Origin of the sequence: Brevibacillus sp. NPDC003359, from assembly GCF_042878995.1 — a bacterium.
Taxonomy (GTDB): Bacteria; Bacillota; Bacilli; order Brevibacillales; family Brevibacillaceae; genus Brevibacillus.
On the sequence record NZ_JBIAOR010000005.1, the window covers coordinates 207774 to 225785 of the forward strand.

Sequence of the window (18012 nt, forward strand, 5' to 3'; positions counted from 1 at the left end):
ATATTTTACCTATATTATCCATTTTTAGATAGAGTCTGTTCTAGGTTCCTTTGCAAAAAACTTCGCAACATATTCTCGGGAACGGCTCCTTCCAGCTTGTCGACCACCTTACCTTTTTCGACGACAAAAACAGTGGGGGTTGCCTCTGCACCGAGGCGCGACGCTTCATCCAGCTCTTTCTGCTTATGGATATCCAGTCGTTGGATCATTTCCGGTGGATACGCCTTCACGACTCTCTCGAAGGTCGGGCCAAACTCCGTACAATATCCGCAGCTATCACTATAGACGTACACCACTCTTACTTCATGCGCACTGGCTATCCCCCACGCACTTATACCGACGGCAAAAATAACGGCACCGAGCGCGATCCACAACCACCATTGCTTGATTCTACTCAAGTCCATCTTCCCTCCGCTAATCAAAATGTTTCATACCTATGTACTTGTCAAAGAACGATGCCCGTATTATGCAGCTCCAATCTGAGACAAAAAAAGCCAGCCCCATTGGACTGGCTGACATGGATAAAAAAAGACGTACCACAACTCTTGCAAGTTCGTACGCCGTGCTTGTCCTCGTATGATGTTCCCTATTGCTCAAGTGCAGTGCCGCCGTCTTCCTTCATCAGCACACGTAGTTCTTCAATAAACGCCTGTCCTTTTTGAATCTCTTCTTCGGTGTAGCGTTGCTTGCTCTTAAACGTAAAGATTTTGCCCTTCATTTCCTCATACGATAGGTGGTTGAAATACAGAATCGTAGAAACCAGCTCGAGAAAACGGGAATTCTCCTCATTCATACGCAAAATTGCACGTTCTCCACTACCGAAGTCAACCTCATGAAACTTGAGAAAATCATGACCGGTTTCGTTCAAGGAGTAACGATACATATGAATGGCACCTTTACTCTCCATTTGCTCATCCAGAAGCCCCATGTTGCACAGCTCGTCGACTCTGAGCGTCAGTTCCTCCGAATATGGACCGTACATGTGAAACTCGTAGCGCTCATCGAAATCCATCTCCAGATGTTTTCCTATGTACACCATCTTTTGCAATTTTTTTCGCCCGCTCACTTCGCCGACTATCTCAATCAGGCGTATGATCTTGGCGTGACGATTAAGCATCCTCCATCACTCCCAGACGTTCTCGAATCTTACGGGAGAGATCCCCCGGCAAAGCCATGACTTTATCCAATGGAAAGTACAGCTTGTAATCAAAACGCCGCTTTCCGCTAATGGCCTGTACAATCTCTGACTTCTGTGACAGCTCGACCAGTTCGCCTGAAGGCATTTGGAGCATAATCGGAATGCGCTCCTCTTCTTCTCCGGCACGGTAAAAATCATACGGAAGATCGGAGGTCGTGTCTACCTCCAAATAATACATCGGATCAATTCCGGCAGATTGAAATAGTTCTTTGAGCTCAGACAACAAGCGAAAATCCCTCGGATTATATTCGACGTATTTAAAGAGATTCCTGTCCAAAAAACGGCCGCACAAATCTTTCAACACCGGGTCTTGCTCTCTGCGCCATAGCTGCATATAGAAAAGAATAATCGACTCATCGAGCGCCAAATAGTCAGCGAGCTCTACCTTTTCCTGCAAGAAAGGAAGCAGCATGACAGGCTCCTGCATGAACGGATAGCCTTGGGAGAACAAGAGCTTCGCCCGTTGAAAAATTTTGCACAAGATTACTTCGGCACTGCGTGTCACGGGATGAAAATAGACCTGCCAGTACATTTGATAGCGAGACATGATGTAGTCCTCGACGGCATGCATCCCGCTGAACTTAAAGACAATGCCATCCTCCTGCGGCCGCATGACGCGCAAGATTCGCTCAATCTCAAAATTGCCGTAATTGACGCCTGTATAGTAGGCATCACGCAGCAAGTAATCCATCCGATCAGCATCGAGCTGGCTGGAGATCAGGCTGACAATCAGTTTGTTGTCATATGTCTTATTAATCACTTCTGCCAATTTCTTCGGGAAGCTCTCATCAAAACGACGAAGAATTCGGTTGATTTGCGTATCTCCGAGCAAAATGGCGCGCGTCCAATCCTCGTGGTGGTACTTGAACACCTTTTCAAACGAATGGGAAAACGGACCATGTCCCACATCGTGGAGCAAAGCCGCACATAGGCATAATAACTTTTCTTCATAAGTTAACTGGATTCGCCCTTCGAACGTCTCCAAAATTCTGCGCATCAGTTCATATACACCAAGCGAGTGGTTAAAACGACTATGCTCTCCACCATGAAAGGTAAAAAAACTGGTGCCCAGTTGCCTGACTCGGCGCAAACGCTGGAATTCTGCCGAGTTGATCAAATCCCAAATGAATTTGTCACGCACGTGGACGTAGCGGTGGACAGGGTCTTTGAATACCTTTTCTTCATGAAGAAGCTGTGGCTGTTGCATCCTGGACACTCCCTTCCTGTACTGCGTTCTCTCTATTAGTGACAGTGAATGTTGATTCTATCATATCATACGTCTGCTACCGTTTCTTGCTCAATCAAACTCTTACAAAAATCTGAAGAATGCCGCTTTAACTTAGACCAGTTAATTACTATATAGGATTATATAGGAAAACCCGTGTGATTGAGAGGTTTTTACGAATGTGGACAAACACATTTCGATACGTTACCAAAAACCCACTTTTACTCATTTTGTTGATGAGTCTACTCTTTCTGCCCTTGATTGCCTCTTGGGGGCAATTTCTCTCATCAGGCTTTTTGCGAGAAACGGATTGGAAGATCGCTGTCCCGCTTCCCGGCTGGCTCATTTTTGGTGTGAATTCACTGATTTACACTGGCGGAATCTTATGGCTCGTACAAAAGAAAAAATTGGGCCAAGTATTTCTTTTCATCCTCGTCGGTCTCATAGTGGCAAAAGCCGGCGGAGTTGCCTTTCAAGCGATTAGCGGTTGGTCTACCACGCAGCAAATCGACGCACAGCAAATCGCTGGCAAAGCAAACCTGCTTGTGTTTGCCACTTGGCATAATCCTTTGTGGGAGGAGCTTGTCTTTCGCGGTATCCCACTTTTATCGCTAACACTCATCTATCGAAGCCGCGCGGACCTACCCGCTGTTGCGAGGTGGATCTATCTTCTCATTCCTTCGATGATTTTCGCCTACTACCACATACCTGGGCATGGTCTAGGAGCTCTTTTCGAATCGTTTCTCATTGGTGTTTTGTGGGCATGGGCAGCACTTCGCTGGGGATTGCTCTCTCCGATCGTCCTGCACATTTATGCAGACGCGATGATCATTCCTTCTCTCCCCAAAATGAAAAACATGCCTCTGGAGGAGATTCCCTGGCTGGTCAACCAAAGCATGCTGCTACAGTCGATCTGGGCTCTATGTGTACTCGTTTTTCTCATACTGGTTCTTGCTCTTTTGATCGTCGGCTGGCGAAAAGCAAGAAAAGCTTACTAAAACAAACAGCGACAAACTCCCGAAGAAAATCTATCAGAGAGTTTGTCGCTGTGAAATGCGTTATAATGTCTCCGCCTCTGGCCCATACAAATCCGGACGCTTCGCGGCTTTTTTCGCCAGCTTTTTGATCTTGCGCTGCGTCAGTACCGTATAAAAGGATGGCACGACGATCAAGGTCAACAGCGTCGAGAACGCCAAACCGGAAATAATGGTGACCGCAAGTGGTTTGAACAAAACGTCACCCGAAATGGCCAGCGGCATCATACCTGCAATCGCTGTAAGCGAGGTCAAAAGAATCGGCCGCAGTCGCGCCTCGCACGCAGAAATAACCGCTTGCTTGAGCTCCATGCCCGTATGGCGTGCCTCCTCGATGAACTCGATCAAAACGATCCCGTTACGCACCACGATACCCGCCAAAGCAATAATTCCCATCATCGTCATAAAGCCAAGCGGCGTCTGCGTTACGAATAATCCAATCAAGCTACCCGCTACAGCGAGATAAATTGTACTCGTAACCAGTACAGGAATGGTCAAGGAGTAGAATTGCATCGCAATCAAAATCAGGATTAGGAATACGACAAGGATCGAGAGTTTGCCCATGTCGATAAAAATATCGGTCTGCTCGGAAGTCTCGCCACCGATTTCATAGCGGTATCCTTCTGGGAAGGACATGCTATCGAGCATCGGCTTGATCTCTGCCATCACTTCTGTCGCAGTTCGGTCTTTCAAATCACTGGTAACTGTCACGCTCCGCGACAAATCACGGTGCGGGATCGTCTGTGTGCTAAAGGTCGGTTTTACTTCCGCGAGCTGTGACAACGGAATCAGCTCACCCCGTGCATTTGCGATACTGAGTCGTTGGAACAGCAAGGCAGGGTCTTCCTCGCCTTTTTGCAAGAACAGCTTCATATCTACCAGGTCTGAGCCTGTATCAAACTCGCTGACGGTAATGCCTTCACTCACCAGACGCAATGTCGTGGACAAGTCCGTGTAGTTGACGAGCTTTTGCTCCATTAATTCTTTATTGACGACAAATTCCAAGGTGTAGCGTTCTACCCCGAAATCGTCTTGCACGTTGTACGTTCCCTTTAAACCGGCAACCTTGTCTTTTACTTGTGCGGAAAGAGAGCGCAGTGTCTCAATATCCTCTCCGTACAAACGAATCACGACTGGTTTGCCTACCGGAGGACCTGCCTCCAACTGCTTCGGCAGGATACTCGCTTCCGGATACAGCTTTTTGAATTCCTCCGTCCACGGCTCCAGCATGTTTTCGAGTTTTGTCTCTTTTTCATTATAGCGAACGACGAGTTGGCCGACGGTAATGCCACTTCCGGCACCTGTATCGCCCCCAAACATTTTCGGAGCGCTGTTACCCGCGTACGCAGATACTGTCTCGATCCCTGGCTGCTTCAAAACCCAATCCGCCGTCCCACGTACCACTCGGTCTGTTGCCTCCAGACTGTTACCCACAGGGAGACGAATATCGATGAGAAACTGCGGGCGATCATCATTCGGGAACAATTCCACCGGAGTGAGCGGTATCAATCCATATGCCGCCGTTCCGATCAATACCCCAATCATTCCCGCCAAGAGCGGACGCTTCAAAATTCTCGGCATGAGCTTACTCGCATACCACTTGGTCAGCTGCTGCAATTGTTTCCCCAACAGTCCAGCAGGCTTGCGATAACCCTCTACGCCAGCTTTTCTCCGTTGCTCATACCACTGGCGAAAGATCGGGATGATCGTCAGCGACATGACCATCGACGCCAGCATCGTCATGGAAATAATAGCTGGAACCGGACGAATGAACTGCCCGACGTTACCGCTAAGAAACATCAACGGGGCAAACGACGCAATCGTAGCCAACGTAGCGGTCGTGATCGAAATCGATACTTCCTTGGCGCCATTAACGGCCGCAGCCATTGGTTTTTCGCCCAGGACAGACAGTCTCCGCTCGATATTGTCATTCACTACTACGGCGTCATCGACCAAGATCCCAAGCACAATAATCAAGGAAACGATCGAGATCATGTTGAGTGAAATACCCAGAGAAGGCAGGAACATGAGTCCCACTGCCAAAGAAATCGGAATCGCCATCGCTACTACCAGCGATGTGATCAGGTTCAATCCAAGCGCACACACCACCAAAACAGCGACGATAGCAATCATCATTTCCCGGGTAAGGTCGCTAAAAAGCTCATCTACGCGTTCATTTTGACTGTAAATCGAGTGTCTCTCGGCCCCTGCTGGAAGTGTTTTATCCAAGGTGACCATCATCTCGTCTACACGCTTCTGCAAGGACGGCACATCACTGCCCGTCTCTGCATTGACACTGATCGTAATCGAAGGCTTTCCATTGAAATACGAAGTCGTTTTAACCGTCTCCGTCGCCATTTTGACCGATCCGATGTCCTTCAAATAAATCGGGAAGCCCTCTTTTGAACGGGAGATAATGACTTTGTTCAGTTCTTCGACATCTGTATTTTCCGCCAGCTTGAGCTGATAGGTCCGTTTTTCTGTGGTCAGGTCGCCAAGCGGAATTTTTTCATTTTCCTTTTTGACTGCCATCAACACCTGGCTCCACGTGATCCCGTACTGGCTCAGCTTTTGCGTATCGACCTCGATGTGGACTTCTTGCTCCGGTAGACCTTCCACTAATACATCCGCGACGTTTGGAATCGTTCGCAGTTGTTCTTTCCACGATTTCAGCATGGTACGCATGCTGTACAATTCCTCACGAGTGTTAGCGGTAACCGCAAACGATTGGACAAACGTACGGTTCAAATCATCATTGATGATCGGTTGTTTCGCATCGGCTGGCAGATCCGCTTCTGCGTCCTTTACCTTCTTCCGCAGCTCATCCCATTTTTGCTTCGGGTCTACATCACTCTTTGTTTCCACCATGATAAAAGAGACCCCGAGGGAAGACGAAGATGAAATATAATTGAGTCCCTGTAATTCATTGATTTTTTCTTCCAGCTTTTTCGTAACGGCCTGCTCGACCTTTTCCGGCGAAGCTCCCGGGTAAATCGTCGTGATCGTCGCGAGGTTAATAATGATATCTGGCGACTCTTGCTTGGGCAGCTGAAAAAAGCTGAGGGAGCCTACAAGTACAATCATGGTGAAAAACAGGAGCGTGATTTTGCGCTTTTGAACGATGTACTTGATCACGGTTGTGTACCTCCTGCCGCCTCGATTGGATCACCGTCAAACAAACGGTCCACCCCTTTGACGATCAGTTGGTCTCCTTCTTTTAGTCCGTTCTTGATCTCGAGCTTGTCACTAGCAATCTGTCCAATGACTACGCTTGTTTTGACAGCCTTACCGCCTGTATTGACGAAGACATGCGCGTCATCCTTTCCTCTGCTGATGACTGCTTCTACTGGAACGTAGATACCTTCCTGCCCTGTTACCATTTTGGTCGCTTTCACCACCTGTCCAGCAAACCAGTCACGAGCTTGGTTGGCGATTTGGACCTCTACGCCAATCGTTCCGGTGCTTTGGTTCGTGGCAGGAAATATTTTTGTCACTTTGCCATCCCGTTTTTGTCCATATAGGTCAAGGGAAATCGCCTCGCCTACTTTCCATGCAGAGATTTCACGATCGGGAACGGGCAATACGACTTTTAATGTGTCGATGTTGCCGACTTGATAGACAGGGGTACCTGAGCCGACCAAATTGCCCGCAGACGAGAGCTTGGCGATGATCGTCCCGTTAATCGGTGAACGAAGCTGCGTTTTTGCAAGCGTATTGGCTGCCACTTCTTTAGCGATAACCGTCTGATTGAACACAGCCTGCGTCAACTGTTTGTCTTCCGTACGAGCCCCTTGGGTAACCAGCGAATAGGACTGCTGGGCATTTTGCAAATCTTTTTGCGCAATCGTCAGTCCATTTTGTGCGCTTTCATACTCGCTCTTGGAGATAGCATTTTGTTGGTAGAGCTTTTCAATGCGGTTGAAATCATCCTGCATTTTTTGCAGACCCACCGTTGCCTTCTCCACCAGCAATCGCGCCTGCGTCACTTCTTGCTCTCTCGCCCCATTGTTTACCTTGCTAAGATTTGCTGCACTCTGCTGCATGGCAGCGTTGGACGAAGCGACTTGGAGCGAGTAATCTGTGGCGTTCACGCGGGCGAGTACATCACCCGCTTTGACCGTGTCTCCTTCTTTACGGCTCATCTCCACGATACGACCGCCGACTTCAAAAGAGACGAGTGCTTCCTCCAAAGGAGCCAGCGTACCAGACAACTCCGTGACGGTAACAGCCTGTTCCTTCTTCACTTGTGCAACGACGACATGCTTCATTTCCTTCTGGGGTGCCGCAGCAGGCTGTTGCTCGCTGCAAGCCGTCGTTGCCAATAGTCCGATCATCATTACAGATACAAGCCATCTTCTCTTCATGACTTCCTCCACCCCTATGTAGCTATGCTGTTTTTTAAAGTCCCTTGATGCCTTGTAGCAAGATTTCAGAAGCATTTTCAAAAAGCTCTTCTTCTACCATTTCGATATCGAGATTGACCCGATGCTTCGCCATGAAGGCATAGAAGAAGGTGGAGACGAACATAAGAGCTGCCGTGAGCGGATCTGCCTTTGGCAAATGACCTTGCTCCTGAAACGCTAAGAGCTTGTGGGATAGTACCTCGACTGCGGTCATCGGCAAGCTGCTGAAGATCTGCACGACTTCCGGATGGTTATCCGCTTCAATCATGCAGATCATGAAAATTTCTTTGCGCTCGACCAATAAGCCGTAATACGTGCGTGCGTAGCTGACTAGCATTTGCTTGAGATCAGAAAACTCGCCTTGCAACCCTTGCTCCAGCTGCTCCCGGACATCCATGATTTCTTTCAGGAGTTCTGTCAAGATGCCTACCTTGTTCTTGAAGTGACGAAATACCGTCACCTCATTCACCCCTGCAAGCTCAGAAATCTTGCGTGTAGTCGCTCCCTTGTATCCCTTTTGTGCCATTAGCTGACGTGCGGCTGATAATATTCGCTCACGGGTTTCCTGTTCCTCTTCGCCTCTCCCCCCCAGCTTCTGTTCTATACCTGGGTGATCCATAACGCACCTCCGTGCCAAGCAAGCAATTACTTGCATTTTCATTTTTTTCCAAACTCATTATATAAAGGAACTGCATGCATGTAAATACTTGCATACAGTTCCGAATGTTAATTTTTCCTTGTCAGCCTTACCGTTGTGTCAGCGTCTTGATCTGTGAGCTTGGGTCTTGCTTACATTCTGTACTGTATTCAACCAAATCGATTTCGCAGTCGGGCCCAATCTCGATCTTGTTGCCGCGAACGACCTTGGCCTTTGTGTTTTCCAGATAGATTTCGTCTCCTTCAATCGTCTCTACGGACAAGGTATTGTTGAGAAAATGCTTCAACAATTTGCCCAAGGTGCTATTCCCAGTCCGGCGCACCTCGATGTACTCTCCGCCCATTTCTTTTGCTTCACAGCTACCATGCAGAAGTACCTCGATTCGCCCCGCATTCAGCAGTCCCCCGATACTAAACGCACCGTTTGCCCGGAACACTTCCGCTTCGCAATCCCCTGCGGCTTTCAATGACCCGAGAACCTTTACGTCCTCGCCTGCCATATTGCCCTGTACCTTGACGTTGCCACCTACTTTTAGACTCGTAAAATTCAAATCCTCCGCAACATCAAGCTGACCATATACGGATAACGTATCCATTTTCACTTTGCCTTTAATAGACGCGTTGCCCTCTACTCTTGCCGAAGAGCCAGTGAGATCTCCCGTGATACTGACATGTCCCGCACAATGAAGCGACTCGCACTCTACGTCGCCATTGATCTTACCGTAACCCTGCACATCTACTTTGTTGTATACGCCACCCGTAGCATTCACTGCCCCATGAAAGATCAAATCTGGTTTGTTATTGTTCTCGTTCTGCATGGTATAGTCTCCTCCTACATAAATTTTGCTTTTAATTCTTCGATGCAATTGGCAAAAACGAGCCGCGTCACTACCTTTACACCGCTGTCAAAATACATTTCGGTAGAGCCAGATACCAACACGAACGTGGAAATCCCCATCTTGCGCATAAAAATCAGCTCACAAGGCTTCCCTTCGAATTTGGGATAGTGGCTAGCCAGTACCTGCAGCAATCCGCCGCCTTCTTCTACAGTTAAGTCTCCTGCTGCCAAAAGCTTCTCCAACACATAGACGTACAGCGCTTGCTGGAAGGTAAAGGTTCTTAGGCTCCCGAGAAAAACATTGAACACTTCTAAAGAGGTAACAGAAACAATGTTTCGTGCCAATAGTTCATCTGCGGACAACGACGTTTCACTCATATTCGGTGAAAACATATCCGCCAATTCATCTAGCGACAAGTCGTCTTTCATATTAAGGATCTTGTCGATTCGAGCTAAAATCTGTTCGCGCGGAAAGAAGGTTTCTTGCCCTGTAAAAGTCGCTCGGCGAATGAACCACTCCTCTGGAATCAAGTTCTTTCGTTTCCAACGGTATAACTGTCCGTACGAAATGCCTGTCAGCTCGAGCAGGTCCTTCTTCGAGATTACATTTGCGTCCAAGTGAAGCACCTCCAAAAACAATGTAACATAACACTGTTACGTTATTCAACTACGGACTGTTTGACACTCGGAAGACTTTTGCACAGAAAAAAGGACTTCTGTCGTAGAAGTCCTTCTGTCCGTTCTTATTTAAACTCCGCTTGCATCAAGCGTTTCATATCAGTTGGTATCGGTGCCTCGACCACAATCTCTTTTTCGAGAAGCGGATGCAAAAAAGACAACTTTGAAGCATGCAGAGCCTGTCGGCGTAACAAACCTCTCGCTCCCCCGTACATCGTATCGCCAGCAAGCGGGTGTCCCATGTGGGCAAAGTGAACGCGAATCTGATGGGTACGACCCGTTTCCAGCCAGACGCGAGAGAGAGTCATTCCCTCAGAGGTCTGTTGTACTTCGTAATGCGTGATAGCAGGATCGCCACTCTCCACGACACGGCGCTTCGTCGGATGGCGCGCATCTCTGCCGATTGGCGCATCAATCGTTCCAGCCTGCTCTGACAGTACACCACTGGCAACCGCTAGATACTCCCGGTGAATGCCCCCTTCGCGCAGCAGCCTGTCAGCCAATTGATGACCATAGCTGCTTTTGGCTACGAGGATAGCACCTGATGTATCCTTATCTAGCCGATGCACGGGATGTACGCTCGCCTGCTCGCCACGTGCCGTCAGTACGGCAGCAAGTGCATGTACCAACGTGTCGGTCTCCTGTTTAATCGGGTGCACCATCATGCCTGCCGGTTTGTTTATAATCAAGAGATGATCGTCCTCGTACAAAATGTCGATGGACGGCATTGGCGTGATCGGTCCCTCGGGCTTCGTATCATGCTGGGGCTGGCTAGACGGTTGCTCTTGTCGCTCGATGACCCGAACAGCGATTGTATCTCCTGCTTTTACTTGTCTTTGCAGGAAGGGCTGCTTGCGATTGAGCAAAATCCCCTTGCTTCTCGTCAGCCGCTGCATCATACGACCCGACACGTTGAGCTTTTGCCGGACGATTTGTTCCACGTTCATTCCCGCGTCTTGTTCACTGACGATGTATTCGATCCAATCTTTGCGGCTCACGTCTAATCCCTCTGTTCCATGCTTTTTTCTTATTGTAGCAAAAGGATGCCAGAGATGCTCGTTTGTAGTCGTTCTCTTACGTTTTGGGGGAAGCCCTGCCACATGTCTTCCAGTCGCCTGTATCCTCTCTGCGTTCGGGCGGTCTCCTTCCAGACATGTGACAGTGCTTACGGACAGCTTGTGTTTACTTCGTGCTTTTAGAGCGGTCTGTTTGTTACTCAGGAGGGTAAAGAAGTTAAACAACAGCCACATAGAAGAAGCCCATTTCCAGTCCAAGCGCCTCTGGAGCCCGACCCAGCGGAGGGATGAATGGCGGGGAATTTCACTTATGAAATCCTTCCTCGGAACTTCTACGTTTGAAGCGCTCCCGCCATTTATTCCGGTGCGAACAGTCAATCCCCCCTTGTGGGGCGTAGGCCGAAGCGTAGACTGGAAATGCGATTCTTCCCTCACGACAGCCACTATTTAAACATCATAAAAAAACCACCATGCTAAGCATGATGGCCCTGTAATTTAACTTTACCCTTTTAAGTTTTCCGGATTGAGTCCTTGCAGCTCTGGCAAAACGAACAAACCGTCTTTGCGAATCAGCACATCATCAAACCAGATTTCTCCGCCGCCGTACTCGGGACGCTGGATGTTTACCATATCCCAGTGGATTTGGCTGCGGTTACCGTTATCTGCGTTGTCGTATGCACGGCCTGGCGTGAAGTGGAAGCTGCCGGCAATTTTTTCATCGAACAAGATATCATTCATTGGGTGCAGGATGTACGGATGCACACCAATTGCGAATTCTCCGATGTAGCGCGCGCCTTCGTCCGTATCAAAAATTTGGTTGAGTCTCTCGGTGTTGTTAGAAGTCGCCTCGACGATTTTTCCGTCTACAAACTTCAGACACACATTTTCGAATTTCGTACCCATGTAGCTTGTTGCTGCGTTGTACGTAATCGTTCCATTCACAGAGTCACGCACAGGGGCTGTAAAAATTTCACCGTCTGGAATGTTGCGAAGCCCGGAGCAAATGATACTAGGGATGTCCTTGATCGAGAATTGAAGATCTGTTCCAGGTCCAACAAGACGCACTTTGTCCGTGCGATCCATCAATTGCTGCAAAGGCAAAAAGGCTTCGTGCATCTTTTTATAGTCAACGGAACATACGTCAAAATAAAAATCTTCAAAAGCAACTGTAGACATGTTGGCATTTTGCGCCAAAGCCGTGGTCGGGTAGTTGAGCAGTGTCCAACGTACATTGTTGGTCAGGTAGTCATTCAATTCTTGCATCACACTTTGGTGTGCACGACGACGCTCTACCGGGACATCGGCCATCTCACTGTCGTTGGACGGACCATTGATGACGATATATGTATCCAAATCTTTGTACATTGGCTCTTCCCATCTCGCCAAATGAGTCGCACGCTCTGCACTTGCACCGAGCATCAGCTCACGTTGGATAGACGGGTCAATAATCCGTACGAACGGATAAGCTCCCAATTCATACGCCTGCTTAACCAATTCTTTTGCTAAAGCGTGACCCTCGCCACGAACTTCAATCAACAAGCTTTCTTTTTCCTTCAGGCGTACAGAATGGCTCAGCAAATTTGTAGCCAGCTTGACGATGCGTGCATCCAGCATGCGATATCCCCCACATTCCTAACATGATTGGTTATTGTTAAAAAATATTTTACCGAATGAAAGCACCTTTTTCAATTCTCGATGTTCTTGGTACTATTCAAAAAAAACCCAAAAATTATCTTGCATAAATTCGACTCTTTCGAGTATTCTAATCAACAAGAGTTTACCTATGTAAAAAATTTGAAAGACGGGAGTGCTGAGTTCATGGTGTTTTCTGTAGTTATCTTCGCTTAGGTGGGGCCTCTGTTAAGGGGCACTGCCTCTTACAACCCTATCCAAAAGCTAGAAGCTGCAGGATGCCTGAACCGCTTCCGTCTTTTTCCCGATATGAATTGCGGGCCTTGTTCTACGGGTGAGCAGTCGGTTTAATGTACCTAAAATCAGTAGGTATAGAACCGTCTCTCTTTTGTCCTCCGTTGAACGGGTTATTTCCCGCCACCCTTGTATCGTCTGATAAAGCGCAAGCGGAAGAGCATCGTCTCTATCCCGTTTGCGCTTTTTTACTTGCCATTTATCCAAGAAAGCAATCGAGTTCAAGGCACCTGCAGATAAAGAATGGAGGAATCTGTGTCATGATTTGGCGTTCGTGGGATCTTAACTTGAAAGTACGTCTGTTTGGCGAATTGATCACGCACACCTTCTTTTGGATGTACTTTCCGTTTATGGCGATTTATTTTAGCGATACGTTTGGGAAGGATGTAGCGGGACTTCTGTTGATGGTGCCGCCGCTGCTCGGGATGCTGTCCAACCTGTTTGGCGGATATTTGGCTGACCGGGTAGGGCGCAGATTCACCATGCTGCTCTCGCTCTGTACATCGACGGTGATGTTCGCGCTGTTTGCGTTCTCTCCGTCTCCTTGGATCGATTACATTGCCTTCATCGGGATCGGAATCGCTGGGGCTCTCTACTGGCCTGCCAGCTCCGCCATGGTGGCTGATTTGACGACAGAAGAAGATCGAAGAATTGTCTTTGCCACCTTTTACACAGCGATGAACGTCGGGGTGGTCGCGGGTCCCGTATTGGGTTCAGTCTTTTTTGTTCATTATCGCCCGCAGCTGTTGATGTTCTGCACTATCGTTGAGCTGCTTTTTGCGGTCACCGTCTTTTTCCTGATCAAAGAAACGCTGCCTGAACACGTCCGTCAGGAGAAGGCAAAGGAGCGTTTTTCCCTGATTCAGCAATTCAAGAGTTACGCCATTATTTTCCGAGACAAAGCATTTGCCCTGTACATTGGCGCAGGGGTTTTGATCGCCATTGGATTCATGCAGCTGGATATTTACATGGCGTTGTATGTCAAAGAGCATGTCATGCAGCAATCATTATTTTCATGGGGCAATTGGAGTTATTCTGTCGGCGGAACCAGCGCATTCGGCTGGCTCATGGCCTTAAATGGTTTTTTGGTGGTTCTGTTTACACTGCCGGTCACACGCTGGTTTGAAAACTGGAGCGATCGAAATAGCCTCGTCATCTCCTCAATCTTATTCGGTGTCGGTCTGTTCTTGATGGCCTTTACGACGAATATCTGGCTCCTGTTCGGCTGTATGGCGATTTTGACATTCGGCGAGCTGATGCGCACACCAGTCGCCCAGAGCTTCATCAGTAAATACTCGCCGGAGGATGCACGCGGTCAGTACATGGGAGCTTCTTCGCTCCAGTTCTCGATTGGTCGCTTCATCGCTCCCCTGACGATCGGTCTATCCCAATGGGTCGCTCCTGTCGGCGTATTCGGTGTCATCCTGGGCTTAACCTTAGTCAGTGCGTATCTGTATATCATTTTGTTCCGGATGATTGGTGCCAAAGAAGTTAGCTAGAGTAGCTAGCTAGAGTAGAGCATATCCGTTCTACCAAATCCCCTCCTCTCATATAAATGGGTCATAGATAGCTTGACCAGGAGGGGATCGTCATGAATCAGCCGAATGCCTTTGCTACATTCAGAGAACATCGAGGGGTCGTCTACCGAACTTCTACCTATCTTCAATGGGGACCGAATTCAGAGGGCCATCATTCTCTTGGGAGCTGTCTCTTACTCAATCCTGGTAGTGCCAAGCTTTTTCGTGAAAGACCTGCATCCGGTCATAGCATGATGGGTCAAACCACACTCGATCCTACGATGCGACAACTGATCCGGCTGGTGGAGACGCTCTACGGAAAACGGGCATTGGCAGGCAGATTTCACATTTACAACCTGTTTTCCGTACAAAATGCTGCTGCCGTGAATGCCATTTCTCATTTCGAGCAACTCATTCATGAGAAAGAGACGACGCTCGAGGCTCAGCTCGTATCTACACAGGAACTGCAAAAGCATCCGTGGCTCCTGCTCGGTTGGGGGCTTTCCCACCACCATTCCTGGCAGCATTTTTCTTCGCTCAAGAAACTGTGGAAACAACGGATCGCAGCAGCAGGAGTACCGACTTTTGGCAAGCCATGTCCCAAGAGAATTGACTACTACCATCCGAGTCCCCCTCTACATGCATCGAAAGAAATGATCGTGGAGGAACTGGTGGAGATCTATAGGAAAACGATTGGGCGAAAGTCTACCCATCCGCTTTCGCATTGAAAAAAGAGTCTGTCTCCCCACAAAGCGGGAAACAGACTCTTTTCCTTTCACTACGGCATCTCGCTGCCCTCGAAAAATTCGGTTCTATCAAAACGTCCGCGCATCCATTTGTACGTATCATCATAGATGGCGCGCTTGACAGGGTCCGTGCTCTTGACAGACTCTAGCAATGTCTTGGAGCCGAAGTAGTAAGCGTGTACGTTGTTTTTATCCATCCCCAGCTTGTGGGTAGCTACTAGCTGATTATAGTAGGTCTGATAGAACTTCGGATCGTTGTACATCTTCCAGTCGCCTTCGATCTCGATGTCCATGTCGTACTTGTTAACGACGTCCAGTACCCCTTGAATACGGTCAATTCCCACCGGCTTGTCGCTGTAATAGCTCGGCTGCAGGAATGCCTTATCGAAATAAAGAGATTTCCACTCGGACACTCCCGGTGCACCGAAATACGGAATCCAATAGTAACGCAATGCCTCGTCATGTACCATGCTACCCATGTCACGAATCAGTTGGCGTTCTTTCGGTGCACTATCCTCCACCAGCTCATGGAACCAATAGATTCCTTCCAGTTTCAGATAGGCGTATCCTTCCTTGTTCCAGCGCTTCATGAGCTCTTGGAAGTACCATTCCATCGCAACTTTGCGGTTCAGATACGCTTGCTCTTCCCCGATTCCCGCAGGGCTGAAGGAAAGGGATGGTTTCTTTTCATCCAGCTGGCCAAAATTGGTCTGACTGGCATTCGGATACGGCAGCGCCAGCACGACATTTTCCTGCGTCGGTGTTGAATATAGCGTTCCGCGCAGGCGGTTGTACTCTCTCATAGCCTGGTTGAGAGCGTCGAGCTGCTTATTCGAGCCGAACAAATCATTCATATACTTTGTCCAGCTTTCCTTCGTAGCAGGAATAGTCTGATACGGCAGGAACAGAATCGTGTCAAACATCTGGTCACGCATATAACCATCTACGGTGCGATAGCCAACCATCGGAAGGAAATCCTCTTTGGTCCATGTCCCAAGTTCGGCATGCTCCCCAGTATAAGCGAGCAGCATATTTTCCACACGACGACCTGCTTGTTTGGCTTCTTCCAGCTTCGCCGGGTTTGGTGGCGGCAGCAAGACAGCGCCATTGTTCCACTCGCTATCCGATTTTGCCCATACCTCTAGCTGGCGAGCGAACGTAAATACTTTCACCGGGAAGGATACCCGGACGTAGCGAGTGTTGACGTCAGGCAAGGTCACGCTCAATGTGCGTGTAACCAGCTTGTCCTCTTTGGCGGAAACATCGTGAACGGCTCTTCCCGCATACGACCACACTTTCCCGTCGCGAGATACCTCGACTTCCATGTATTCTGGCATCGTGATTCCCGATGTCTTCTGCTGTTTAAACGTCAGCGCAACTCTCTCCAATGGCTTCGCCTCTGCGAGCTCAACGGTCACCTTGCGCCCAAACTGACGGTGATACCCCGTCCAATCTTCCGTAGGCGTTACAAGCCCGCCTACCGGACCCGGGTACTGCTTCTCCAGCTCTTGGAAATACGAGTCTGGCGCTCCAAAAGTAGTAACAGATGTATAACTGCCTGGTGCGATATTGACCAGTTCGTCCTTCTCTGCTGGCTCCTTTGTCTCTTCCTCTGGATCAGCAGGCTTCGTTGCATCCGTTTCTGTTGCTGCCTTGTCTGCGTCTGACTTTTCTCCGTCGACTCCCGTCTTGCTTTCATCGACTTTCGTTGCGGAGTCATTGGAGGAAGTCACCGGTGCAGTCTTTGGCGTGTCCTCTGCCTTTTCGACAGCTGGCTTACCAGCGTCCTTGATCTCAACGGGAATCGTCGTCGTTTTGTAGCCGACTGTTACCGTGAGATTCCCTTTTCCTGCTGTAGAACCAGCAACAAAGGTTCCGTCAGCTGAAACAGTTCCCAGCTCGGGACGATCAAAAGCGAAAATAGGTGTAAATGGCAGTTCATCTCCGCCGGCACTGCTTACCTTCAAGCGTTGGCTCGTGCCAGCAGCCAAACTCAGCCGCTCTACATCTACCTTGTATTTCACCTGTTCTGCTTGCTGATAGCGTGCATCCAAGACACGCTCAGCGATCACAGCAGCCTCCGCACGCGTGACGGTTCCTGTCGGATTAAACTTGCCGCCTGCACCTTGCATCCAGCGCTGATTCGTCACTTCTTCCACTGCCGTTTTGGCGTAGTCGGCGATTTCTTCTTCATCGCTGTAGGCAACAGCAGTCTGACCTGCCACTTTGGTCACAGCGCTCTCTTTCATCAAGCGAGACAGCATGACAGCCAGCTCTTGTCGTGTAAGCGGGTCTAGAGCACCCATGGTATGCTCACTTCTGCCGTTCATCACACCTAACTCAGAGAGTCCATATACGTACGGTGCATAAGGACTTTCCAATGGTACATCTTCAAAAGCGGCATCCTCAATTTCTGTTGGTTGAAGACCGATCACTTTTGTCAAAAGAACCGCAATATCCTGTCGAGAAATCGTGTTTTGCGGATGGAAGCGGTTATCTCCCTGACCACTGATCATATGAAGGGATGCAAGTCTGTTTACGGCTTTACTGGCGTAGCTGTTACCCAAATCCGTAAACTCCGTGCGCGCTTCTTCTTGTTTTTTGAACTGATCATCCAGCTTTTTGGTCTCGTCTGCTGGTTTCTCACTCTCCACCGCCGATTTCACTGGCTCTGTCGCAGCATGAGTCAACGGCGTGCTTTGGACCAGTAATGTAGTCGCTGCCAATAGAGCGGCTAGCATTCTGCTCCCGAATCGTTTCTTGCTCATTGCATT

At 48.8% G+C, this 18012-nt stretch carries 14 protein-coding genes; 3 read left to right on the forward strand and 11 right to left on the reverse strand.

Going from position 1 to position 18012, the window contains the following annotated elements; all coding sequences use genetic code 11:
• Positions 1–14: 14 nt before the first annotated feature.
• The 3 genes from ACFYU8_RS16680 to ACFYU8_RS16690 form a co-directional block, all read right to left on the reverse strand.
• Complete coding sequence (locus tag ACFYU8_RS16680) at positions 15–404, reverse strand: thioredoxin family protein (protein ID WP_390300885.1); 390 nt, start codon at positions 402–404, stop codon at positions 15–17.
• 182 nt (positions 405–586) lie between these two features.
• Positions 587–1117, reverse strand: a complete 531-nt coding sequence (locus ACFYU8_RS16685; RefSeq protein WP_390300887.1) for a YwgA family protein — start codon at positions 1115–1117, stop codon at positions 587–589.
• Entirely contained in the window at positions 1110–2405 is a 1296-nt protein-coding gene (locus ACFYU8_RS16690) for an HD domain-containing protein (protein ID WP_390300889.1), read from the reverse strand. The genes ACFYU8_RS16685 and ACFYU8_RS16690 overlap by 8 nt, the downstream gene beginning before the upstream one ends.
• Positions 2406–2602: 197 nt before the next feature.
• Here ACFYU8_RS16690 and ACFYU8_RS16695 point away from each other — a divergent pair, with 197 nt between their 5' ends.
• Entirely contained in the window at positions 2603–3421 is an 819-nt protein-coding gene (locus ACFYU8_RS16695) for a CPBP family intramembrane glutamic endopeptidase (protein ID WP_390300891.1), read from the forward strand.
• 60 nt (positions 3422–3481) lie between these two features.
• Here ACFYU8_RS16695 and ACFYU8_RS16700 read toward each other — a convergent pair whose 3' ends face one another.
• The 7 genes from ACFYU8_RS16700 to ACFYU8_RS16730 form a co-directional block, all read right to left on the reverse strand.
• Entirely contained in the window at positions 3482–6592 is a 3111-nt protein-coding gene (locus tag ACFYU8_RS16700; protein ID WP_390300893.1) for an efflux RND transporter permease subunit, read from the reverse strand.
• Positions 6589–7821: an efflux RND transporter periplasmic adaptor subunit gene (locus ACFYU8_RS16705; protein WP_390300895.1), complete on the reverse strand. Its 1233-nt coding sequence runs from the start codon at positions 7819–7821 to the stop codon at positions 6589–6591. The genes ACFYU8_RS16700 and ACFYU8_RS16705 overlap by 4 nt, the downstream gene beginning before the upstream one ends.
• A gap of 34 nt (positions 7822–7855) precedes the next feature.
• Positions 7856–8479, reverse strand: coding sequence for a TetR/AcrR family transcriptional regulator (locus ACFYU8_RS16710; RefSeq protein ID WP_390300897.1), 624 nt, complete (start codon positions 8477–8479; stop codon positions 7856–7858).
• 127 nt (positions 8480–8606) lie between these two features.
• A complete protein-coding gene (locus ACFYU8_RS16715) occupies positions 8607–9335 on the reverse strand; it encodes a polymer-forming cytoskeletal protein (protein WP_390300899.1) in 729 nt (242 codons plus the stop codon).
• 14 nt (positions 9336–9349) lie between these two features.
• Complete coding sequence (locus ACFYU8_RS16720) at positions 9350–9973, reverse strand: YhbD family protein (protein ID WP_390300901.1); 624 nt, start codon at positions 9971–9973, stop codon at positions 9350–9352.
• A gap of 125 nt (positions 9974–10098) precedes the next feature.
• Positions 10099–11031, reverse strand: coding sequence for an RluA family pseudouridine synthase (locus ACFYU8_RS16725; RefSeq protein ID WP_390300903.1), 933 nt, complete (start codon positions 11029–11031; stop codon positions 10099–10101).
• A gap of 519 nt (positions 11032–11550) precedes the next feature.
• Positions 11551–12663, reverse strand: a complete 1113-nt coding sequence (locus ACFYU8_RS16730) for an aminopeptidase (protein WP_390300905.1) — start codon at positions 12661–12663, stop codon at positions 11551–11553.
• Positions 12664–13235: 572 nt separating this feature from the next.
• Between ACFYU8_RS16730 and ACFYU8_RS16735 the strand changes: the two genes are divergently transcribed.
• Both ACFYU8_RS16735 and ACFYU8_RS16740 read left to right on the forward strand, forming a co-directional pair.
• A complete protein-coding gene (locus tag ACFYU8_RS16735; RefSeq protein WP_390300907.1) occupies positions 13236–14474 on the forward strand; it encodes an MDR family MFS transporter in 1239 nt (412 codons plus the stop codon).
• A gap of 92 nt (positions 14475–14566) precedes the next feature.
• A complete protein-coding gene (locus tag ACFYU8_RS16740) occupies positions 14567–15220 on the forward strand; it encodes a hypothetical protein (protein WP_390300909.1) in 654 nt (217 codons plus the stop codon).
• 50 nt (positions 15221–15270) lie between these two features.
• Here the strand turns inward: ACFYU8_RS16740 and ACFYU8_RS16745 are convergent, their stop codons facing one another.
• Positions 15271–18006, reverse strand: a complete 2736-nt coding sequence (locus ACFYU8_RS16745) for a DUF4855 domain-containing protein (protein ID WP_390300911.1) — start codon at positions 18004–18006, stop codon at positions 15271–15273.
• Between the last annotated feature and the right edge of the window lie 6 nt (positions 18007–18012).